Source organism: Flavobacterium jumunjinense (genome assembly GCF_021650975.2).
GTDB classification, from domain to species: domain Bacteria; phylum Bacteroidota; class Bacteroidia; order Flavobacteriales; family Flavobacteriaceae; genus Flavobacterium; species Flavobacterium jumunjinense.
On record NZ_CP091285.1, the window covers coordinates 1,914,537 to 1,936,309 of the forward strand.

Sequence of the window (21,773 nt, forward strand, 5' to 3'; positions counted from 1 at the left end):
ATGGAAGTAACAGGAAAAGTAAAGGTAATCAACCCGGTACAACAAATTAGTGCAACGTTTAAGAAAAGAGAGTTAGTTGTAACAACTGAAGAGCAATACCCTCAACATATAATGATTGAGTTTACTCAAGATAAAACAGATTTGTTGAATAACTATAATCAAGGAGAAGAAGTAAAAGTTTCTATCAATTTAAGAGGTAGAGAATGGGTTAATCCACAAGGAGAAACTAAATATTTTAATTCTATTCAAGGTTGGAGAATCGAAAAAATGCAATCAGAAGCTCCTTCAGGGCAAGTGCCACCTATGCCAGCTGCAGACGCTTTTGAACCTGCAACTAACTTTAATGAAGAAGAACACGACGATTTACCTTTTTAATCAAGAGAAAAGAGAATAGAATATAGAAAAAAGAAGTCATTCGATAATTAAAACTTATTTGAATGACTTCCTAATTTTTAGTACATTCTTCTATCTATTTTCTTTCATCTATATTCTTTTATCTTTTTTTTAAATGTATTTTCTAACAAAAGACCTTTATTTCCCACCCGTTGAAGAAGCTTCACCTGAGGGTATTATTGCTATTGGAGGCGACTTATCTATTGAGCGATTACTGTTGGCATACAGAAGTGGTATTTTTCCTTGGTTTGAAGATGACGAACCTATAATGTGGTGGGCTCCAGAAGAGCGTATGGTGCTGCTTTTTGAAGATTTAAGAATAACCAAAAGTATGCGTAATGTTTTTAATAAAGAGGAGTTTAAAGTAACATTTAATAAAGATTTTAGAGCAGTAATAACTAATTGTCAAGTAATAAAACGAGAAGGTCAAAATGGAACTTGGATAACCGAAGATATGGTGGAAGCTTATTGTAAACTACATGAATTAGGTTATGCTAAATCTGTTGAAGTTTGGCAAAATGAGGAACTAGTTGGCGGTTTGTATGGGGTAGATTTAGGTCATATTTTTTGTGGAGAAAGCATGTTTTCTAAAGTTTCCAACGCTAGTAAAGTTGCTTTTATAACGTTAGCACAAAAACTTCAAAAAGCAAATTACAGACTGATTGATTGCCAAGTTTATAATGATCATTTAGCCTCTTTAGGTTGTGTGGAAATTGATAGGGAAGATTTTATGATGGTTTTAAATTATTAATTGTGTAGTTTTATACTTTAATATAAGTTAAAATGAAGTCTTACCTATTGCTATTGTTCTCTATTTTATCCTTTGGACAAACGTCTATAAAAGGAGATCTTAAATATTTAGAAAGTAATGATTATTCCTTCTTAAATAAAATATTAGAAAACAAACGAATCGTTTTATTAGGTGAACAGTCACATGGAGATGGTGCTACTTTTGATGAAAAAGTTGAGATTATCAAATATTTACATGAAAAACTAGGATTCAATACTATTGCTTTTGAAGGTGGTTTCTATGATAATTACAAAGCGAGTCAGCTTTTTTTGAACAAAAAAGAGAATAGTAGTATCTATAATGAATCTATTTTTTCAATTTGGTCAGACACACAATCTTTCCAAGACTTATTTCTTTATATTGAAGAGAGAGCCAAAAATAAAGATACCATAAGAATTACTGGTTTTGATTGCCAAGAAGGAGTTCTGTTTGAGAAATATTTTATATCCGATTTAAAAACAATTTTTGCTTCAAGGAAAATAAAAGTAAGTCCTTTACAAATTGAAAAAATAGAAAAAGCCTTTGTTTATCGAGATTTAGATCTAATTGCTTTTAGTAAAACTGATTCAATTTCTTTATATAAGGATTTTGATTATATTGTAGGTGCATTTGAAAAAATGACTACTTTAACTTTGCATGAAAAAATCATTCAACAAGTTTTTAAAAGTAGTTTAGCCAACGTGAATTTTGAAATCGCTCAAATTCAAAAACAAAAAATAGCCGTTCAAAACCCAAGAGACGAGCAAATGGCTCAAAATTTTATTTTTTTAGCAGAAACCTATCCAAAAGAAAAAATTATAGGTTGGGGCGCTTCTTATCATTTTGCGAAAGAAATAAGCAATTTAGAAATAGATACGCTTACAGAAGACTATTTTAGTCAACAATCCGATTTAGAAAAGAAAGCAACAGGTTATACTGATTATAAAAAAGGAGAAGGAAAGCAACTTCTTGAAGGAGGTGTTCCAATGGGTAAGTTGTTGAAGGAACATTTTAAAGAAAAAATGTATACCATTGCTTTTTCATCTTACGAAGGTAATTATGGTATAGTAAATTCCAATACTTATCCTATTTTAACACCACCAGAAAATAGTATTGAAAAGCAACTTTCAAATCAGGATAAAGCTTTTTTTGAGTTTGATGACGAAAAGAAGGAGTCTTTCTATTGTTTAGCTTTAGGAAATATGCCTATTAAAGGTAATTGGCAAACTAATTTTGATGCTTTAGTTTTCATTAAAAAATCGTATCAACCTTCAGTAAGAAAATATAATGAAAGTGATTTTAAGAAAGGTAGTTTTTCTGGTTTTATTGCCAAAGGATATGTTTTTGATAAAGAAACTAATTTGCCTATCAATACTGTAGAAGTAGTTTGGGGAAACAATGAGAAAGCAACTCTTACAAAAGAAAATGGTTCTTTTGAGTTTATTATTGACACTTCCGATTTAACTAAGTTTTTAAAAGTGAATGCTTTTGGATACGCTTCCGATTCTATTCAGGTAAACCTAGAAAAAAAAAGCTATGAATTCAAACTCAATAAAAGTAAACTAGGAGGAATTGTTCTTGATGAAGTAGTTTTGAATTCTGATAAAAAGGAACTAATTGCCATTAATATTATTAAAAAAGCGAAATCACAACTAAAAGAAAACTATTATCAAAAAGGATACAATCAAACGTTTTATTACAAACAAAATAGCATTAAAAATGAAGAAGAAACCATAAAAGACGAAGCTATTATTACATTTTATAATCCGAAAGGAATAAATAGTGGTAACGATAAGGTTTATGGTAAGGTTGACAAGTTAAAAAAAACGCCCAATAAAGAGGAGAAATATACTTTTACTGGAGCTTTTGGTTTGATTTCTCTTTGGAATAGAGAGCTCATCACGATAAAGTCAAATCCTTTATATAGAACTAATTCTTATACTTACACGAAAGAAGGTTTTGAAACTATAAAAGGAAAGAAAGCTTACAAAATTCATTTTAAAAATACTTCTCCAGGTTCTTATTCAACAGGATATGGTTATCCAGCACCAAAAAGTTCATCGGGTTACTTATATATAGATTGTGACTCTTTTGCAGTATTGAAATATGAGCATAGTGTGGAAAGAGCACCTTTTGATTTGAAAGACGATTCCAATAGAACGGTTTCCTATTCACATACAATTTCGGAAACGTATCAATATAATAATGGATTTTATTTTATTGATGAATTAACAGAGACTCAAAAAAACAACATTACATCAACTATTGATGAGCACTATTTAATGATTACTTATACTAAAACTACATTAAAATCTACTGGTTTAGAGGTGAAAAATTTAGAAGTAATTAAAGAACCATTAAAGCTGAATTTTGGAGCTAGCACCACTTTCAATGAAGATTTAGTGTTTTGGGAATCGATGAAGAATTTTTAATTACAGTAAATTATGATAGTTTTTTTAACGGGTGATATTTCGGGTTTACTACTTTCATTATTACTATTATCCTTAGTAATAGGATTGATTGTATTTGTGATTATAAACTTTTTTATAAAAAATAAAGTACGATTTATTTGGAAGTTACTTTTCATTATTGTCTTTATTTTCTTCTTGTTTGTCTTGCTATTAAGAAGGGTTAGTTCTTTTTAAAACTTCAACTTAATAAAACTCCATTCTAAAGTATTGAAAATAATCAGTTCATTGGTTAAACAAGGTAAATTAGTAATAATTTTTAAGGTTTCGTGAGCCATCATAGTGCCAATTATTCCTGGCAATGTTCCTAAAACACCATTTAAACTGCAATTCGGGACATCCTCGGGATTGGGTGGTACTGGAAATAAATCGCGAAGGTTTTTACTGCCTTTGTTATTAAAAACTGCAATTTGCCCCTCAAATTTTAAAATACTTCCATAAATTAAAGGTTTGCCCAATTTTACACATGTATCGTTAACCAAGTAACGAGTGGCAAAATTATCGCAACCATCTATAATTATGTCAAATTGAGAAAGTATGCTTTCGCAATTATCACTAGTTATTTTTTCTTCAAACGGAATGTAATTGATTGCTGGATTCAGTTTTTTTAATACCTCTGAAGCGGTAGTTGTTTTTGGTAGTTCGATGTGGTTTTCGTTATATAAAACTTGTCGGTGTAAATTAGATAATTCTACGAAGTCAAAATCTACTATGCCAATTGTTCCAACACCAGAAGTTGTTAAATATTGTAATATTGGACAACCTAAGCCACCAGCACCAATTACTAAAACTTTAGCATTTTTTATTTTTTCTTGTCCTTCGTTACCAATTTCAGGCAACAACATGGGTTTCGTATAACGTAAATAATCTTGAATACTAAGCATTGTTTACTCTTAATTTATAATTTCTTTAAATTCACATTTTTAAAACTTTTCCACTTCATAACTTTCGACTTTATGACCAAATGTCCTATCCCAATCTTTCCAAACAGGTTCGTATCCTTTTTGACGAATAATAGTTGCTATTTCATCAGCCGAACGTTCATCACTGGTTTCAAATTGTTCTAAGGATTGTTTGTCCACACTATAACCGCCTGGATTTGTTTTGGAACCAGCACTCATGGTTGTTGTTCCAATGGGAATAATATTGTCTCTGAATTTCTCGTTTTCTCTTGTGGAAACAGAAATTTCTATATCAGGATTCCAAATGCGATAAGCACAAATTAATTGGGTTAAATCCTTGTCGTCCATAATAAAATTAGGTTCAATAATGCCTTCAGCTGGGCGAAGCCTTGGAAAGGAAACAGAATATTTACTTTGCCAATAGGTTTTTTGTAAATAGTCCAAATGTAGTGCGTTGAAAAAACTATCGGTTCTCCAGTTTTCTAATCCTAACAAAACACCTAATCCAATTTTATGAATACCTGCTTTTCCAACGCGATCTGGTGTGTCTAAACGATAGTCAAAATTTGATTTTTTCCCTTTTGGGTGGTATTTTTTATACACTTCTTCATGATAGGTTTCTTGATATACCAAAACGGTATGCACACCAGCATTGTGTAAAGCCACATATTCTTCTTCCTCTAGTGGTTGTACTTCGACTGAAATATTAGCAAAGTGTTTTTGAATAATTGTTATTGCATTTAAGAAATAATTGATGTTTACCGTATAGTTCGCTTCTCCTGTAACCAATAGAACATGATCAAAACCAGCTTCTTTTAGTACTTTTATCTCTTCTTTTATCTCTTTATCATTTAGCGTTTTTCGTTTGATTTTATTGTCTAAACTAAAACCGCAATAGGTGCAAATGTTTTGACATTCATTACTCAAATACATAGGAGCATACATTTGAATGGTTTTTCCAAAGCGTTGCTTTGTAAGTACATGACTTTTTTGTGCCATGACTTCCAAATAATTTTGAGCCACTGGAGAAATTAAATTTAAAAAATCATCGACTGTACATTTGTTTTTGGAAAGACTTTGTTCCACTTCTTTAGCAGTTACAGAATAGATTTTTTCTTGAATAGAATTCCAATCGTATTTTTTGAATATTTCGTTGAATGTGTTCATGTTATTTTGTTCATAATAGGAGATTAATTACTTTTTACTAATCACTAAGGACTCTATTCATTTAAAAAAGCAGTTAACGGACTTGATGCTTGTGCGAAACTAGAAACCGAACCCAATTGCGCTTCATATGCTTTTCGACCAGCAATTACTGCTTCTTTAAAAGCTTCTGCCATTAATCTTGGATTTTGTGCAACAGCAATTGCTGTATTTACTAAAACTGCGTCTGCACCAATTTCCATGGCTTTTGCAGCATCAGAAGGAGCACCAATTCCGGCATCAATAATGACAGGAACTTTACTTTGTTCGATAATAATCTCTAAAAAATCAATTGTTTTTAGTCCTTTGTTACTTCCTATGGGTGAACCCAATGGCATAACTGCTGCTGTGCCAACTTCTTCTAAACGTTTGCATAAAACCGGGTCGGCATGAATGTAAGGTAATATTATAAAACCTAGTTTGGCTAATTCTTCTGTTGCCTTTAAGGTTTCAATAGGATCGGGTAATAAATATTTGGGATCGGGATGAATTTCTAATTTTAAAAAGTTGGTTTCAAAAGCTTCTCTGGCTAATTGGGCTGCAAAAACTGCTTCTTTCGCATTTCGAGCACCAGAAGTATTTGGTAATAAATTGATATTGGGATGTTTTAAATGGGAAAGAATAGCGTCTGTTTCGGTTTCAAAATCGACACGTTTTAAGGCTACTGTGACCAATTCGCTTTCCGAAGCCAAAACTGCTTCTTCCATTTGTTGGTTGGAACCAAATTTTCCTGTTCCTAAAAACAAACGAGAAGTAAAAGTGGTATCTGAAATTTTAAATGTTGACATATAATTTTTCGTTGAGAGTGGTTGTTATTATTGGGTTTTGTGTTAGTAAACCTGAAACGGCAATACCATGAAGACCTGTTTGTATAAGCGCATCAATATCTTCTAAAGTAATGCCTCCAATGGCAATAAGTGGAATTTTAATTTGATCTTCAGCCATTTTATTTAGAATAATTTTATAACCTTCTAAACCTAAAATGGGACTTAATTTTTCTTTAGTAGTAGTAAAACGAAATGGACCAAGACCTATGTAATCGCATTTTTCATTTGCTCTTTGTAGAACATGTTCAAATGTATTGGCTGTTCCACCAATGATTTTTTGGTTACCCAAAATGGCACGAGCATCTTTAATTCGCATATCGTCTAAGCCCAGATGAACACCATCTGCATCAATTTGGTAAGCCAAATCTACTTTGTCATTAATAATGAAAGTCGCTTTGTATTGATTACAAAGTTGTTTGGTTTTTTCGGCAACAGTCAAAAGTTCATTGTAATTTCCGTTTTTAAAACGCAATTGAATCCAATCGCAACCGTTGTCTAATGTTTTTTGAATGTTATACAATTGTTCGTCAACTGTATTTCCTTGTGAGATATAGTGTAATTTGCTAATCATGATGGTATCCTAATAAAGTGTTGTTGGAAAGAAGTAATTTTTCAATGTAAACCTTAGCTTTTTGGCATGAGGTAGTAGTGTCAATTCCCAAAGCTAAATTTGCTGTAATTGCAGATGATAAAACACAACCTGAACCATGTTTTTCATTAGCCAAAGTTGTAGTTGGAGCGAGTTTTATGAATTCGTTTTTGATAGATAAGTAGTCAACTCCTTTTTCGTTTGTATTATGACCTCCTTTTAACAAGACATCACAATGTTTGGAAAGAAGTACTGCTATGGTTTCAGCATTAATTCCTTTGGTAGATAATTGCAAAATTTCCTTATAATTGGGAGTAATCAAATCGATTTTTTTTAGAATTTCTTCTAATTTGGCTTGGTTTTCAATCTGTAAAAAGTCGAATGTTGTACTGGATTTTAAAACAGTATCCCAAATGATTTTTGTTTTTTGCGAATGCTTTTTTATTTGGAAAACAATGTGTTCTAAATAATCCAAGGAAGGAACAATCCCAATTTTCACCGCTTTAATTTCGTATTTATTAAATAGAGTAGTTATCGATTCTAATACAAAATCAATTGCAATCCATTCCATTTTGATGAATTCGTTTTCTGTTTGAATGGTATTTCCTGTTATAATTGCCAAACCATAAACCTGATGTTGCTCGAATGTTTTCACATCGGCTAAAACACCAGCTCCACCAGAAGGATCAAAACCAGCAATACTTAAAACGAATGGGCGATTTGTTGACATATTTTAAAGTTTTCTATTGGGTTTTTACTGTTCCAAATAGTTCCAAGTAAAGCGAAATCATCAAAGCCATTGGTGAGTACTTCCTCAATGTTTTCCACTGAAACACCTCCTAAAGCAATTAATTTTGTATTTTGATTGGTTCGTTTCTTTATTTCTTCGAATGCATTTTTCGTTGGTACATAATTCTGTTTTGAAATACTTGGATAAATTGGACTTAAAAAGGCATAATCAAAAGCCTTTGTTAAACCATTAAAAGCTTCTATCGAATGTACCGATGTTGAAAGAAACCTAACAGGTTTTTGAAACCTGTTAGGTTTAGCAAGTCTATCTTTTTCTGTAAAATGAAGCCTATCGATCTTAAATTCTTCTGCTAAATCATGACGTTGATGCAAAACCAATTTGGAATAATAGCTCGAATTTATTTTTGATAGAAATAAACGCAATTCCTCTTTCGAATAATTCGGTTTTCGAATATGAAATAGCTCCATGCCTTCTTCAAAAAGAGAATGAATTATGTTTATTTCATTTACTATTTCTATTGGATTCGAAATTACAATCATATCATTTTGACTAATCACTAAGTACTAACGACTAATTACTAATATTACAAATAAATTTCCTTTCCGTTTTCGATAAATTCTTCCGACATGGCTTTCATTCCTTCTTCTGCAGCTGCTGAATCTCTAATTTCTTGAGAGATTTTCATCGAACAGAATTTTGGACCACACATCGAACAAAAGTGCGCTACTTTAGCACCATCTGCTGGTAAAGTCTCATCGTGAAATTCTCTTGCTGTGTCTGGATCGAGAGCCAAGTTGAACTGATCTTCCCATCTAAATTCGAAACGTGCTTTACTCAAAGCATTATCACGGTATTGTGCTCCTGGATGTCCTTTGGCTAAATCGGCAGCATGTGCTGAAATCTTATACGTAATTACTCCGTCTTTTACATCTTTTTTATTGGGTAAACCCAAATGTTCTTTTGGAGTCACATAACAAAGCATCGCACAACCATACCAACCAATCATGGCTGCTCCAATTGCAGAAGTAATGTGGTCGTAACCTGGAGCAATATCAGTAGTTAAAGGTCCTAATGTATAAAATGGAGCTTCCGAACAATGTTCTAATTGTTTCTCCATGTTTTCCTTAATCATATGCATAGGCACGTGACCTGGACCTTCAATAAATACTTGAACGTCGTGTTTCCAAGCAATTTTTGTTAGTTCGCCCAACGTTTCTAATTCGGCAAATTGAGCTGCATCATTGGCATCGGCAATAGAACCCGGACGCAAACCATCTCCAAGAGAAAAGGCTACATCATATTGTTTCATGATTTCACAAATGTCTTCGAAATGGGTGTATAAAAAGTTTTCTTTATGATGGAACAAACACCATTTTGCCATGATGGAACCACCACGAGACACAATTCCCGTTACACGATTGGCTGTTAAATGAATGTATCTCAAAAGCACACCTGCGTGAATCGTGAAGTATGAAACCCCTTGTTCTGCTTGTTCGATTAAAGTATCTCTAAATATTTCCCAAGTTAAATCTTCGGCAACTCCTTTTACTTTTTCCAAAGCTTGATAAATTGGTACTGTTCCAATAGGCACAGGAGAGTTACGAATAATCCATTCTCTCGTTTCATGAATATTTTTACCTGTAGACAAATCCATAATGGTATCTGCTCCCCAACGACAAGCCCAAACGGCTTTTTCTACTTCTTCTTCAATACTCGAAGTCACAGCACTGTTTCCGATATTTGCATTGATTTTCACTAAGAAATTACGACCAACAATCATAGGTTCACTTTCAGGATGATTGATGTTATTTGGAATTATCGCACGACCAGCGGCTACTTCGCTTCTTACAAATTCGGGTGTGATTTTGTTTTTTGGTGTATTGGCTCCAAAACTTTCCCCTGCATGTTGGCATTGCATGGCTTTGGTTTGGTGCTCTATTAGTTCAATGCGTTGGTTTTCACGAATGGCAATGTATTCCATTTCTGGAGTGATGATACCTTGTTTTGCGTAGTATAATTGGCTAACATTGGCTCCTTTTTTGGCACGCATGGGTTTGTGTAAATATTCAAAACGCAAATGGTCTAATTCTGTTTTGTGCAAACGTTCTTTTCCGTAGTTTGAAGAAATTTCGGTTAATTCTTCTACGTCACCGCGGTCTAAAATCCATTGTTCGCGTAAACGTGGTAATCCTTTTCGAACATCAATGTCAATGTTTGGGTCAGTGTAAGGACCTGAAGTATCGTAAATGGTTACTGGAGGATTTTTTTCTACACCACCTTTGGCTAATTTTGTGTCTGATAACACAACTTCACGCATTGCTACTTTGATAGGATGGATGTCACCATTTATGTATACTTTTCTCGAATTTGGAAAAGGTTCTCTTGATATTTTCTCTTCGTTCGTCATAATTATGTTTTAAATTTTTAAAATAGAATAGTTTTTTGCACGCTGATTTTGCAGATGAAGCAGATTTTTTTAATATTTTAAAAACTGCTAACTAAAATCTGAACACTGCATACTAAATTAACCGCCTTGTGTGGCAGTAATGATTAAAATGTCATCGGAAGGAGAAAGCGAAAAAGTAGCCCATTGGTTTTTAGAAACCACAGTTTGGTTTACAGCAACTGCAATTCCGTTTTGTTTTTCGGGAAGTTCGAAATCGATAAGTTCTTGGACTGTAAGGGATTTACAATCGAAGGTTTTGTTTTTGTTGTTGATTTTTAATTCCATTCCTTTTACTGAATTTAGTATATAGTTATACTTTAGGAATGGCTATAATGGTACATGAATGTACAATGAAGTCATCTTACTTTTCCCTACGCTAGTATGAACTAGATCAGGTTCAGAGGGTAAAATCTCAGCCTGTAAAATTACAGACACCCCTAAAGTGAATAACAAATGTAGTGAAATGAAATGAAAAATAATCTTAAAGTTAGAAAAATAACAAAAGTTGTAATCCGGTTACTTTTGATTTTTACTTTGTGGGTAAGGATTATAAATTTATGCTATCAGGGGTTTTATAAAATTATAAGTGCAACAAGGCACCTTACTATAGTAACCCATACTAGTTACAAGTGTATCATAGCATTTTACTATAGTAAGTGATACTAGTTACAAGTGCAACAAGGCACCTTACTATAGTAACCCATACTAGTTACAAGTGTATCATAGCACTTTACTATAGTAAGTGATACTAGTTACAAGTGTATTATAGTACTATGCTATAGTAACTCATTATAAATGTTTTATCCCTAGGAATGTTCTTGTAGTTATTTCTAATTGTCAAGCGAATCCAATAAAGCTTATTTTTTCATAATTTTTTTAGTTGCAGTGCCCGCATCTGTTTTTACATACAAAAAGTATAGACCTTTTGATAGGCTAGACATATCTACTGCATTTTTACCGTTTATTAGCTCTCCTTTTTGAATTACTTGTCCGTTTATAGTTATTAATTGATAAGTAGCGTCAGTAGTAAGATTTACATTAATGCTAGAAGTTGTTGGATTGGGATAAATATCTGTTTCAGAAAGGATAAAATCTTCATTATCTAAAACATTATTTAAATCGTATATCTGCGTCCAATTTCCAGCATTATCTTCTAGGAATAAATATACATCAAAAGATGCATTTGCAGGTAAAGAAGAAACAACATTATTGACATTTCCATTTTGGACATTCATTAAGAAATTACCATTTGCAATTGCTCCAGTTCCATTAAGGATGTCATTGTGGGTTACTGTTCCTGCGTTGTTTCCTGGGAAAATAGCATAGTGAATTGTTCCTGTTTCTGGACCATTAACAATCAAAGTAAGCGCTGTAGGTGTCACATTTTCAGTTTGTGGATATCCAATATTTAAAGGCATCGCATAATGGTCTCCTCCAAAAATAACATAAGATTTCCCTATTTGTGTGGTTGGTGTATATGGACTACTTACAACAAAATCGGATATTCCATCTCCATTTATATCTCCATTACCGCTAACAGGACGAGCTATATTGGTTGGGTTTAGTCCTTCTATAATAAAACCATTTACTCCATTTAGTGTAGTTTCGTTTATTGGATTTGGAAAACCGCTAGTACTTCCAAAAACAATATATGCACGACCACCACTTCCATATACTGAAATGAAATCATCAATACCGTCTATATTTATGTCTCCAATACCAGCAGATGTTAATTGTCCAGGAAGTGTAAATCCGTCTGTTCCGTTTAAACTACTTAAAGGAAAATGGGCAGGAAAAGGATCAGTACTTCCGTATATCGCATTTGTTTCTGAGAAAAAATCATCAATACCATCATTGTTAATATCACCTAAAGTACCTACAAAGGTTAAAAAGTTTCCTCCATTGTTATCAATACTGAATCCATCAGTTCCGTCTAAAGTTGTTAAATCCACCAAAGGAGAAAATGGTGTTTCTTTTCCAAAAAGTAAATAGCTAATAGCTGGGTCAGTTGAATCCCAATTTCCAATAAGAATATCTTTGAATCCATCATTATTTATGTCGCCTGCTCCTCCAACTTTGTAAGATGGTCTTGAGCCAGGAAAACTACTGGTTTTAAAACCTTTTGTGCCATCTAACCAAGAGGCATCAATTGCTGTTGGAAAATTGCTTGAACGACCAAAAATAATCCATGCTTGTCCTGACCAATGTCGAGTGCCAATAATGAAATCGTTAATTCCATCACCGTTAACGTCACCTAAACCAGCTATTTGATTACTTCCTGGTGAATCAATTAAAAAGCCATTAGTGCTATTAATATCATTAATTGTTATTAAAGCAGGAAAAGAAGTTGTCCCATAAATGACAATTTCATCTGGAGATGTACTGCTAGACCCAATGATTAAATCATCAATTCCGTCTCCATTAATGTCACCAGGTCCTGTTATTGTTGCTCCTCGTCTTTCATCATAAGCTATACCGTCTACAGTAAAACCATTGGATCCGTCTAAAGTTGATAAGTCAAACGGACTAGGGTAAGGAACGCTAGATCCAAAAATAATATACGCTGCACCTGCATATTGTAAGCCACTTGCTGTTGCAGTTCCAGAACCAAATGCAATATCTTCTAGCCCATCGTTGTTAATGTCTCCTATAAACTGACTTTCTGCACCAAATTGTAAATTTGTTGAGAGTCCAGAAACTTCAAATCCATTACTACCGTTTAAAGTACTAAGATCAAATGTTGTTGTATAGAGTTGATTTTGTGCTAGTATTTCATAGTTATGACAGTAAAAGCAATATAGAAATGCAATAAAAGCAAATTGTACCTTTTTTAATAGTTTGATTTTTAGGCTTTTCATGATAAATTAATGTTTTTTTATTAAAAAGCACATTTAATTCATCGATAAAAGGTTCACATCACTATAAATGATGATATTTCCTGATTTGGAAAAAATAGTATTTTCTATTATGTCATCTTTTAAAAGGCATTTTTTCTTTATGAAAATTTCGGCAATGTTCTCACATACAGTTCTTCTACTTTTTTTCTTGCCCAATCAGTTTTTCGTAGAAAAGTTAAGCTTGATTTTACAGAAGGATTTTCAGTAAAACACTTAATTTTAATTAATTCTCCTAAAGTATCAAAACCATAGAAATCGACTAGTTGTTCTAGAATTGTTTTTAAAGTTTTTCCGTGTAATGGATCGTTGGACATATTGTTTGGATTAAATGAGTTTTGGGTAATGAAAATTGTAATGGTATAAAAATGTAAAAATATTTAATTAATTTTAACCACTTCTAATTAATCAAAATCATTTTATATAATAATGGCTTTTTACAAATTTAATAAAAATGCTCGTACTGATGAAAATACTGGTTTTGGTACAAATGCTTCCATTTATGGCGGTCGATTTATAAATAAAAACGGAACAGCAAATGTTGTTAAACGTGGTGTTCATTTTATGAATAGAACAAGTTGGTATCATAAAATGTTGGAATTATCGCATGTGAATTTTTTAGCAGTGATTTTTTTATTTTATTTTTTGATTAATATTTTGTTTGCTCTGTTGTATTATTTTGTAGGTGTTGAGAATTTACAAGGCTTTAGAAGTTCTACGTCTGAATTGATAAATTTAGGAAATGCGTTCTTTTTTAGTACACAAACGTTTACAACAGTAGGTTATGGACATATTAGTCCTGTTGGTTTTTTAGCAAGTACAATTGCGTCAATAGAAGCTTTAATAGGTTTGTTAAGTTTTGGAATTGTAACAGGTTTGTTTTTTGGTAGGTTTAGTAAGCCTACAGCTTATATTAAGTTTTCTGAAAACGCGCTTATTGCACCTTATAAAGGAGGGAAAGCTTTAATGATGCGTTTGTCTCCTTATAAAAACACGAATTTTACTGATGCAGAAGCGAAAATCACTTTAGGAATGATTGTGGAAGAAAACGGAAAAAAGACAAACAAGTTTTTTTCTTTAGATTTAGAAATGACTAAAATTAATACTTTAACCCTAAGTTGGACATTGGTTCATCCAATTACTAATGAAAGTCCTTTGTATCATTTAAGCGAGACTGACTTTAAGAATGGGGAAGGAGAGGTTTTAGTATTTCTAAAAACATTTGACGATATGTTTAGTGGAGTTGTTTCTGTACAAACTTCCTATTTGTTTGATGAAATTATTTATGGTGCTAAATTTGATATTATGTATGCAGAAAATGAATCTAAAACCAAGACGATTTTACATCTGGATAAATTAAATTCATTTTCTAAATACAATTTTGATTAAATTATTTTCTTGTGAAACAATCTTCAATATGATCGTTAACCATTCCTGTGGCTTGCATGTGTGCATACATAACTGTCGAACCCACAAATTTGAATCCTCTCTTTTTTAAATCTTTACTTAACGTATCAGATATTGGAGTCGTTGCTGGAACATCACTCAAGCTTTTTGGATTGTTGTCTATTGGCTTGCCGTCAACAAATGCCCAAATATATTTTGAAAAACTACCAAATTCTTTTTGAATTTTTATAAATGCTTGCGCGTTTGAAACTGCCGATTTTATCTTTAATCGATTTCTAATTATTCCAGTATCCAAACACAAAGATTCAATTTTTTCCTCATTGTATTTTGCAATAACTTCTACATCAAAATTATCGAATGCTTTTTTGAAATTTTCTCTTTTTGATAAAACCGTATACCAGCTTAACCCAGCTTGGAAAGTTTCAAGAATTAAGAATTCGAATAGTGTTGGATCATCATATACTGGTTTTCCCCATTCGTTATCGTGATAATCTCTATATAAATCGTCTTTTTCGCACCATCCACATCTTATTTTAGTAGTCATCATACAAATAATTTATATTAGAATTTCGTTCTCTCTTTTTGAAACTAGCTCTAAGATGAGGTTCGTTTATAGTTTGATTAATGATTGTTTCAATATCTGTTTCAATCTTGTCTTCGTCAGTAATTACAGTGCTTCTTAGGTATCTATAAGTATAAAGTTCTAACTTATTGTTTTTAGTCACAAATGCAAAAGAACAAAGATTGTCTTCATAGTTTTTTGGTTCTTTTTCAGTTATCTTATAAAAGAAAAAAGTAATTTTATGATTATTACAGTCAACTAATTTTTTTTGTAAAAAGACAATACTATCATTTTTTTTAACATCATAGAAGTTGTTTAGAGCAAAATTTGCGATTTCGGTTTCAGAAAAGTCATATGTGTTGTTCTCTAATTGCATTAATAAGAAAGCTTTTTTCGGATCAGATAGTATCTCTTTTTTGTCACTTTCTGTTAATGTGTTGTTTAGGCTAGAGAGACGCATTATCTCAATGTCTAAAGCAAGTATGTCTAGTTTTTTTAGCTTCGTAATAAATTCTTGTGTTTCATTATTGTTTTTGAAATGCTCTAATAAATTTAAATAACCAATCAACTCATCAACAGGAGCGTATTGCTGATCTGCTAGATATTCATCTTTATCATCATCATTGTACTCGGTGTTTTCTATTTTCCAACTTAAAACGCGTTTGTATTCTAATTTAGCATTCGTTAATATCATTTTTCTAAATGATTTAAGCTTAGAAGCAGAAGCATGTTTGGTTTCTATTAATTCATTACAAAAATTAATTAATGGTTCGTTATATTCTGGAATACTATAAAATTGGAATATTTTAGGAAATAACTCTTTACTGTTTTCTTTATCTTCTAAAAAGGTATAGAATAGACTGCTAATATCATATTCACTGTTACTCAAGGGAAGATCATATTCTAAGAGTTCCATTATTTTTTGATATCCTTTTTTAGATTTTTGGAAGGTTAATGCCTTTAAAATATTTAATTGAATTTCTGCAGGAGCATTTTCTCTTTTGTAGTAGTTTTCTAAGAAAGGAATAATTCTTTCATCGTCTATAGAAGCTAGCTTGTTTAATAAGCTATTCTGAGCTGTTATTTCTGTTGCTTTAAAGCTAAATTCGTTCAAGAATTGAATTACTTTAGGAATGTCGCTCTCTAAAATTTTAAGTTCATGAGTAGAGTTTAATGCAGAATAACGAATTGTATCCTTTTCATTATAGGCATCCTTAATGTATTCGTCTATTTTACCTTCAAAAATACTGTTTTTGGGTTCATCATTAAAGGCTAGGCTAGAAAAAACCGTTTCAATGAATTCATCATCATTATTATAATCCTTATCAACTAAGACTTGAGTTACAATATATGCGTCTTCTCTAAAAAGAACATTGCTTTTTATGGCTTGATTGCTACCTTCCTTACTAACCAAATAGTTTATAGAAACAGTTTTGTTCTCTTTGTTTTCTGAGGTAGTTTCTTTAATTATAGTGTATTCTCTTTCTTTATCTTCAAAAAGAACTTCATACCAATTACTTCTTTTAAAACCTTTTTTACTGTAAACTGAAAAGCTTAAAACTGAATTGTTATTTACATAGTCATAATCATTCTCGTAATATGCGTCATCTGAATGAGTATAGAATTTGGTGAAATAATGTTTTAAGTTCGATTTTATAGAGTCAAGATTCTTGAAGTTGTCGTATTTATGAAATTTATAATACTCAAGGTTTATTTTTTTACCATTTTCGGCATTTATATATAGATACTTATTATCTACATTGAAAATGTTTTTATTTTCGGTTTTTTGTTCACCAATACCATAAAATAATTTTTCATTTAATTTTCTTGGAATTTTTACAGAAAATTTACTAATTGTATCGGTATAGACTTCTAAGGTGTCTTTGTAGATAAAAGGTTTTTCAACGAATGAATTGAAAAACGTTTCTTTGTCTTTTGCAGTTGCATTAACAGCTCCTAGTAGATAGTATTTATTTCCAAAAATGAATGACTCTAGAACAATTTCTTTTTTATTCAGTATTGCTTTCCCTTGTGTTTTCTTTCTTGAATTTATAGAAAATGTAGGTTTGATTTCATGTTGAATGAAGAATTCTTCTTGCATTTGCTTTTCTTCAAACTCTTTGTTTTCTAATAAATGAAGTGTATTTAAATTACGTTCTGTTACAAAAAAGTAACTTTGAGTTTCATTTTTATAGGCTTGAAGTTCGATGTTTTCGGGTGTAGTTGTGTTTTCACCATAGACTATAAAATAGGAAGGGATTTTAACATTAAAGCCACCTCTTGTTGGGGAATAATCTTGCCATTCGTTTGAGAATTCTTTCAGCTGAATAGATTCGAAGATATCTTTAGAGTATAATTTTGCATAGTTTTTAGCACCAGTTAAAGAAACTGAAATAATTTCTAAAGGTGTGATGTAGAAATTAAAATGTTGACTATTTCCTGTTTTCGTTTCATTGTCAATTTCAAATCGAGTGAAGTTTTTTTCTTCGGTTAGTTTTTTTGAGTGAATTGTACCAGGTATGTTTTCAAAAAACAGACTGTCTAACGATTTGTGATTGTATTCACCTTTTTTGCTTAAGAAATTATTTACTGGTTTTCTGATGATTTTAATAACACCTCCATTTGTATAGTCGGGAGAGCCAATAGAATACTTATCAGTAACTACATATTTATTCATAGATAATGAAATCATATTGTCAGCCGTACTGTGTTTGTGAAGCGTTGGTTTTGGAAAGTTAGTTTCGATAGTTTTTTTTAAATCTTTTCCAATTTCAGAAAGTTCTGTGCTCACAGGCTTTACAGTATATCCTTTTTCTTTTAAAAGTTGAATGACGCCTTCTTTTCCAGCTAAATGAGCAGCTCCTATTGCAGCAAAAAGAGATTTGTCTTGCATTATTTTCACCATACTGTCTGCCATTATTTTATTTCGGCTAACAATTAGAGCATCATGTGCTTTTGGAGATATCATTAATTTATAGAGTGAATCTAAAATAACGATGTTTTTTTCCCTGTAAGATTCTTTGATGAATTCATTCAGGTTTTTATTTTTCAACATTTTAAGAAGTATCGACTTATTTTCTTCTTTCGGTTTAGCTTCTTCTTCTGTTAATTTATAGATAGGAATTAAAGACGTTTTAGCATCTTCAAGTCCCATTATTGTTTTGTTGTATTTTTTTCCAGTTTGAAAAATAAACATATCAAGAACTGTGTCTTCTTGATAATCTGCACTATTGTTGTTGTTACCCGAGATGACATTGTCAAAATAGGTAGTGTTCGTATTGAATAAGGTTTTTACTTCGTCTTTAGTAATAGCATCTAAATAGAATTCAGTATAAAGCTTATAGGCAGAGTTTAGGTCTCTAGAATACATAAGGTTTGTTAAGTCTCCCCAAGTTTCTGGATTGCTTTCGTTTGCTACAACTTCTACGTTTAGCAAAGCTTCAAAAAAAGCATCAGAAAGATGATATGATATTTTATCGTTTACATGCATTGTTCCGTAAACGAAAGATTTTTTTTCTGAGCCTTTTTTAGATATTTCCCAGAGTAAATTATTTTCTTGTTGACCAAATAAAAAATAAGAAGATAATAGAGTTAAGAATAGTAATTTTTTCAAGCTTATAAAGATTTAGGTATTCTATCAAATATAAAACAAAAAACCTTAATTTGATTAATCAAATTAAGGTTTTTGTTTAAAATAAATTGCAATAATTTATTTAAATTATCCTAAAGAAACTCTTTTGAATCCTGTAACTGTTAAATCAGCATTAACTGTTTTTACATATCCAGCAACATTCATAGAACCATCTTTAATATAGTCTTGGTTCACTAAAGTATTGTCTTTGTAGAAACGTTGAATTTTACCTTTAGAAATGTTGTCTAACATTGCTTCTGGCTTTCCTTCAGCGCGTAATTGCTCTTTAGCAATTTCTATTTCTTTTTCAATGATTGCAGCATCAACACCATCTTCGTTTAACGCGATTGGGTTCATTGCAGCAGCTTGCATAGCAACGTTTCTTGAAGCTTCTTCTGCACCATCTACGTTAGCAGATAATGAAGTTAAAACAGCAATTTTGTTTCCAGCGTGAATATAAGAACCTATAAAAGCACCTTCTAATCTTTCAAAAGAACCGATTTCGATTTTTTCTCCAATTACTCCAGTTTGTTCTATTAATTTATCAGCAACAGTCATACCGTTATAATCAGAAGCTAATAATTCTTCTTTAGTTGCATAATTTAATGCTTGGTTAGCTAAATCAGAAGCTAATTTTACGAAAGAATCGTTTTTACCTACGAAATCAGTTTCACAGTTTAATGTGATAGCTACACCTGCAGTTTTGTCAGCGTTAACAACAGTAATTGCTGCACCTTCTGTAGATTCTCTATCAGAACGGTTAGCCGCTACTTTTTGTCCTTTTTTACGAAGGTTTTCAATTGCTAAATCAAAATCTCCATCTGCTTCAACTAAAGCTTTTTTGCAGTCCATCATACCAGCACCAGTTGCTGTTCTTAATTTGTTTACATCTGCAGCAGTAATATTTGCCATAACTTTGTCTTTTTATTTTTTAAATGTAAAAATTCCAAAACTCAAAATCCAAATTCCTATTTTAAATTATTATCAACATTATGTTTCTAATAGAATAGGAATTTGAAAATTGTTTTTTGGAATTGTTATTCTATTATTATTCTTCTTTAGAAGTTGTTGTAGCTTCTGTTTTAGTTTCTACTTCTTTAGCGGCAACTGCTGGTGCAGCTGGTTGCTCATCTTTTTCAGCTTTTCTGTCAGAAAGACCTTCAATGATAGCAGCAGATACTAATCCTAAAACTTTATCGATTGATTTAGAAGCATCATCATTTGATGGAATAACAAAGTCAATTGGACGTGGGTCCGAGTTTGTATCAACCATTGCAAAAACTGGAATGTTTAATTTTTGAGCTTCTTTTATTGCGATATGTTCAGCTTTAACGTCAACTACAAAAAGAGCAGCAGGTAGTCTAGTCATGTCTGAAATAGAACCTAAGTTTTTCTCTAATTTTGCACGTAGACGATCTACTTGTAATTTTTCTTTTTTAGATAGTGTATTAAAAGTACCATCTTTTTTCATTCTATCAATCATCGCCATTTTCTTTACAGCTTTACGAATAGTGATGAAGTTTGTTAGCATACCACCTGGCCATCTTTCAGTGATGTAAGGCATGTTACAAGCAGCTGCTTTTTCAGCAACAATATCTTTAGCTTGTTTTTTAGTAGCAACAAAAAGTACTTTTCTACCTGAAGCAGCAATTTTTTTCAAAGCTTCATTAGCTTCTTCAATTTTAGCTGCAGTTTTGTATAAATTTATAATATGGATACCATTGCGCTCCATATAGATGTAAGGAGCCATGTTTGGGTCCCACTTGCGAGTCATGTGTCCAAAATGTACACCAGCCTCTAATAACTCTTTAACGTCAATTTTGTTTGCCATTATGTAATAGTTTACGTTCCGTGTTATAGCAATAATCAAGTAGTCACTTGCGTTAGTCTTGAAAATTTAGATGCTAAACTAATCCCCTTTTTACAAGGAATATCGACAACTTTGTTTTTAATTCAATTTTAATTGTAAAAATTTGTTTGAAAATATATTCAGATAATAATCGAATATTAACGTTTCGAGAATTGGAATCTCTTACGTGCTTTCTTCTGACCAAATTTCTTACGTTCTACCATTCTTGGATCTCTTGTTAGTAATCCTTCTGGTTTTAAAATAGCTCTGTTTTCAGCTTCTACTTCACACATTACTCTAGCTAAAGCCATTCTCACAGCTTCTGCTTGTCCTGTTGAACCACCTCCATAAACATTTACTTTTACGTCAAAGTTTTCTGCATTTTCTGTCATTGCTAACGGTTGCATTACTTTGTACTGTAAAGTAGCAGTAGGGAAGTAAGTTGTAAATTCTCTTTTGTTTACGGTAATTTTACCTGTTCCTTCAGTAACATAAACACGTGCAACTGCACATTTTCTTCTACCGATTTTGTGAATAACTCCCATTACTTAAGATCGTTTAGGTTTACGGTTTTAGGTTTTTGAGCCTCATGTTTGTGCTCAGTACCTACATATACATTTAAATTGCGGAATAATTCAGCACCTAATTTTGTCTTAGGTAACATTCCTTTGATAGCTTTTTCTACTAATAATGCAGGGTTTTTTTGTTGCAATACTTTAGCAGTTAAACTTCTTTGTCCTCCTGGGTAACCTGTGTGTCTGATGTACGTTTTGTCATCTAACTTGTTACCAGTAAGGTTGATTTTTTCTGCGTTGATAACGATTACGTTATCTCCACAGTCAACGTGTGGTGTATAACTTGCTTTGTTTTTACCTCTTAAAAGTATTGCTACTTTTGATGCAAAACGCCCTAAGTTATGACCTTCAGCATCTACAACAATCCATTCTTTCGATACGGTTGCTTTGTTTGCAGATACAGTCTTGTAGCTTAATGTGTTCACAATAATTAATTTAAATTAAACATTCCATTCCCAATTAAGGGAGTGCAAAAGTACAATTATTTATGATAAATACAAACAGGAA

The 21,773-nt window shown here is 31.9% G+C and carries 20 protein-coding genes and 1 riboswitch; of the genes, 4 read left to right on the plus strand and 16 right to left on the minus strand.

Translation table 11 applies throughout. The features are described from left to right. From L2Z92_RS08510 to L2Z92_RS08520, 3 genes are all read left to right on the plus strand, one after another. On the plus strand, positions 1 to 375 hold the full coding sequence (locus L2Z92_RS08510) for a DUF3127 domain-containing protein (protein ID WP_236458399.1): 375 nt from the start codon (positions 1 to 3) through the stop codon (positions 373 to 375). Between the two features lie 133 nt (positions 376 to 508). Continuing rightward, positions 509 to 1,144, plus strand: coding sequence for a leucyl/phenylalanyl-tRNA--protein transferase (gene aat / locus L2Z92_RS08515; protein ID WP_236458400.1), 636 nt, complete (start codon positions 509 to 511; stop codon positions 1,142 to 1,144). Between the two features lie 32 nt (positions 1,145 to 1,176). Next, positions 1,177 to 3,594, plus strand: coding sequence for an erythromycin esterase family protein (locus L2Z92_RS08520; protein ID WP_236458401.1), 2,418 nt, complete (start codon positions 1,177 to 1,179; stop codon positions 3,592 to 3,594). Positions 3,595 to 3,803: 209 nt separating this feature from the next. On the opposite strand, the gene L2Z92_RS08525 is transcribed toward L2Z92_RS08520, so the two are convergent. The 10 genes from L2Z92_RS08525 to L2Z92_RS08570 all read right to left on the minus strand — a co-directional run bounded on the left by L2Z92_RS08525 (position 3,804) and on the right by L2Z92_RS08570 (position 13,559). After that, positions 3,804 to 4,514, minus strand: coding sequence for a HesA/MoeB/ThiF family protein (locus L2Z92_RS08525; RefSeq protein WP_236458402.1), 711 nt, complete (start codon positions 4,512 to 4,514; stop codon positions 3,804 to 3,806). A 39-nt stretch (positions 4,515 to 4,553) separates the two neighbouring features. Further along, entirely contained in the window at positions 4,554 to 5,699 is a 1,146-nt protein-coding gene (thiH, locus tag L2Z92_RS08530) for a 2-iminoacetate synthase ThiH (RefSeq protein WP_236458403.1), read from the minus strand. Positions 5,700 to 5,752: 53 nt separating this feature from the next. Then, positions 5,753 to 6,523, minus strand: coding sequence for a thiazole synthase (locus L2Z92_RS08535; RefSeq protein ID WP_236458404.1), 771 nt, complete (start codon positions 6,521 to 6,523; stop codon positions 5,753 to 5,755). Beyond that, positions 6,510 to 7,133: a thiamine phosphate synthase gene (locus L2Z92_RS08540; RefSeq protein WP_236458405.1), complete on the minus strand. Its 624-nt coding sequence runs from the start codon at positions 7,131 to 7,133 to the stop codon at positions 6,510 to 6,512. The genes L2Z92_RS08535 and L2Z92_RS08540 overlap by 14 nt, the downstream gene beginning before the upstream one ends. Continuing rightward, positions 7,126 to 7,881, minus strand: coding sequence for a hydroxymethylpyrimidine/phosphomethylpyrimidine kinase (locus L2Z92_RS08545; protein WP_236458406.1), 756 nt, complete (start codon positions 7,879 to 7,881; stop codon positions 7,126 to 7,128). Before L2Z92_RS08545 ends, L2Z92_RS08540 begins: the two co-directional genes overlap by 8 nt. Then, the gene (locus L2Z92_RS08550; RefSeq protein WP_236458407.1) at positions 7,854 to 8,441 is read right to left on the minus strand and encodes a thiamine phosphate synthase; all 588 of its coding nucleotides are present in this window, start codon (positions 8,439 to 8,441) and stop codon (positions 7,854 to 7,856) included. The genes L2Z92_RS08545 and L2Z92_RS08550 overlap by 28 nt, the downstream gene beginning before the upstream one ends. 44 nt (positions 8,442 to 8,485) lie before the next feature. After that, positions 8,486 to 10,309: a phosphomethylpyrimidine synthase ThiC gene (gene thiC, locus L2Z92_RS08555; protein ID WP_236458408.1), complete on the minus strand. Its 1,824-nt coding sequence runs from the start codon at positions 10,307 to 10,309 to the stop codon at positions 8,486 to 8,488. Between the two features lie 117 nt (positions 10,310 to 10,426). After that, positions 10,427 to 10,633 (minus strand): sulfur carrier protein ThiS, encoded by a 207-nt coding sequence (thiS, locus tag L2Z92_RS08560; protein WP_236458409.1) that lies wholly within the window; start codon positions 10,631 to 10,633, stop codon positions 10,427 to 10,429. 66 nt (positions 10,634 to 10,699) lie between these two features. Continuing rightward, positions 10,700 to 10,797, minus strand: a riboswitch (TPP riboswitch). 408 nt (positions 10,798 to 11,205) lie between these two features. Continuing rightward, positions 11,206 to 13,206, minus strand: coding sequence for a T9SS type A sorting domain-containing protein (locus tag L2Z92_RS08565; RefSeq protein WP_236458410.1), 2,001 nt, complete (start codon positions 13,204 to 13,206; stop codon positions 11,206 to 11,208). A 137-nt stretch (positions 13,207 to 13,343) separates the two neighbouring features. After that, entirely contained in the window at positions 13,344 to 13,559 is a 216-nt protein-coding gene (locus tag L2Z92_RS08570; RefSeq protein WP_236458411.1) for a VF530 family protein, read from the minus strand. 112 nt (positions 13,560 to 13,671) lie between these two features. Here L2Z92_RS08570 and L2Z92_RS08575 point away from each other — a divergent pair, with 112 nt between their 5' ends. Then, on the plus strand, positions 13,672 to 14,631 hold the full coding sequence (locus L2Z92_RS08575; RefSeq protein WP_236458412.1) for an ion channel: 960 nt from the start codon (positions 13,672 to 13,674) through the stop codon (positions 14,629 to 14,631). A gap of 1 nt (position 14,632) precedes the next feature. Here the strand turns inward: L2Z92_RS08575 and L2Z92_RS08580 are convergent, their stop codons facing one another. The 6 genes from L2Z92_RS08580 to rplM form a co-directional block, all read right to left on the minus strand. After that, a complete protein-coding gene (locus L2Z92_RS08580) occupies positions 14,633 to 15,193 on the minus strand; it encodes a DNA-3-methyladenine glycosylase I (protein WP_236458835.1) in 561 nt (186 codons plus the stop codon). Next, on the minus strand, positions 15,183 to 18,824 hold the full coding sequence (locus tag L2Z92_RS08585; RefSeq protein WP_236458413.1) for a TraB/GumN family protein: 3,642 nt from the start codon (positions 18,822 to 18,824) through the stop codon (positions 15,183 to 15,185). Before L2Z92_RS08585 ends, L2Z92_RS08580 begins: the two co-directional genes overlap by 11 nt. A gap of 105 nt (positions 18,825 to 18,929) precedes the next feature. Further along, the gene (gene tsf / locus L2Z92_RS08590; protein WP_236458414.1) at positions 18,930 to 19,754 is read right to left on the minus strand and encodes a translation elongation factor Ts; all 825 of its coding nucleotides are present in this window, start codon (positions 19,752 to 19,754) and stop codon (positions 18,930 to 18,932) included. 136 nt (positions 19,755 to 19,890) lie between these two features. Beyond that, complete coding sequence (gene rpsB, locus L2Z92_RS08595; protein ID WP_236458415.1) at positions 19,891 to 20,673, minus strand: 30S ribosomal protein S2; 783 nt, start codon at positions 20,671 to 20,673, stop codon at positions 19,891 to 19,893. A 176-nt stretch (positions 20,674 to 20,849) separates the two neighbouring features. Continuing rightward, complete coding sequence (rpsI, locus tag L2Z92_RS08600; protein WP_236458416.1) at positions 20,850 to 21,236, minus strand: 30S ribosomal protein S9; 387 nt, start codon at positions 21,234 to 21,236, stop codon at positions 20,850 to 20,852. Next, complete coding sequence (gene rplM / locus L2Z92_RS08605) at positions 21,236 to 21,691, minus strand: 50S ribosomal protein L13 (RefSeq protein WP_236458417.1); 456 nt, start codon at positions 21,689 to 21,691, stop codon at positions 21,236 to 21,238. Before rplM ends, rpsI begins: the two co-directional genes overlap by 1 nt. Between the last annotated feature and the right edge of the window lie 82 nt (positions 21,692 to 21,773).

Coding starts and splice junctions, on each gene's coding strand:
- L2Z92_RS08510 (WP_236458399.1), top strand. CDS start 1: ATGGAAGTAACAGGAAAAGTAAAGGTAATCAACCCGGTACAACAAATT.
- aat (WP_236458400.1), top strand. CDS start 509: ATGTATTTTCTAACAAAAGACCTTTATTTCCCACCCGTTGAAGAAGCT.
- L2Z92_RS08520 (WP_236458401.1), top strand. CDS start 1,177: ATGAAGTCTTACCTATTGCTATTGTTCTCTATTTTATCCTTTGGACAA.
- L2Z92_RS08525 (WP_236458402.1), bottom strand. CDS start 4,514: ATGCTTAGTATTCAAGATTATTTACGTTATACGAAACCCATGTTGTTG.
- thiH (WP_236458403.1), bottom strand. CDS start 5,699: ATGAACACATTCAACGAAATATTCAAAAAATACGATTGGAATTCTATT.
- L2Z92_RS08535 (WP_236458404.1), bottom strand. CDS start 6,523: ATGTCAACATTTAAAATTTCAGATACCACTTTTACTTCTCGTTTGTTT.
- L2Z92_RS08540 (WP_236458405.1), bottom strand. CDS start 7,133: ATGATTAGCAAATTACACTATATCTCACAAGGAAATACAGTTGACGAA.
- L2Z92_RS08545 (WP_236458406.1), bottom strand. CDS start 7,881: ATGTCAACAAATCGCCCATTCGTTTTAAGTATTGCTGGTTTTGATCCT.
- L2Z92_RS08550 (WP_236458407.1), bottom strand. CDS start 8,441: ATGATTGTAATTTCGAATCCAATAGAAATAGTAAATGAAATAAACATA.
- thiC (WP_236458408.1), bottom strand. CDS start 10,309: ATGACGAACGAAGAGAAAATATCAAGAGAACCTTTTCCAAATTCGAGA.
- thiS (WP_236458409.1), bottom strand. CDS start 10,633: ATGGAATTAAAAATCAACAACAAAAACAAAACCTTCGATTGTAAATCC.
- L2Z92_RS08565 (WP_236458410.1), bottom strand. CDS start 13,206: ATGAAAAGCCTAAAAATCAAACTATTAAAAAAGGTACAATTTGCTTTT.
- L2Z92_RS08570 (WP_236458411.1), bottom strand. CDS start 13,559: ATGTCCAACGATCCATTACACGGAAAAACTTTAAAAACAATTCTAGAA.
- L2Z92_RS08575 (WP_236458412.1), top strand. CDS start 13,672: ATGGCTTTTTACAAATTTAATAAAAATGCTCGTACTGATGAAAATACT.
- L2Z92_RS08580 (WP_236458835.1), bottom strand. CDS start 15,193: ATGACTACTAAAATAAGATGTGGATGGTGCGAAAAAGACGATTTATAT.
- tsf (WP_236458414.1), bottom strand. CDS start 19,754: ATGGCAAATATTACTGCTGCAGATGTAAACAAATTAAGAACAGCAACT.
- rpsB (WP_236458415.1), bottom strand. CDS start 20,673: ATGGCAAACAAAATTGACGTTAAAGAGTTATTAGAGGCTGGTGTACAT.
- rpsI (WP_236458416.1), bottom strand. CDS start 21,236: ATGGGAGTTATTCACAAAATCGGTAGAAGAAAATGTGCAGTTGCACGT.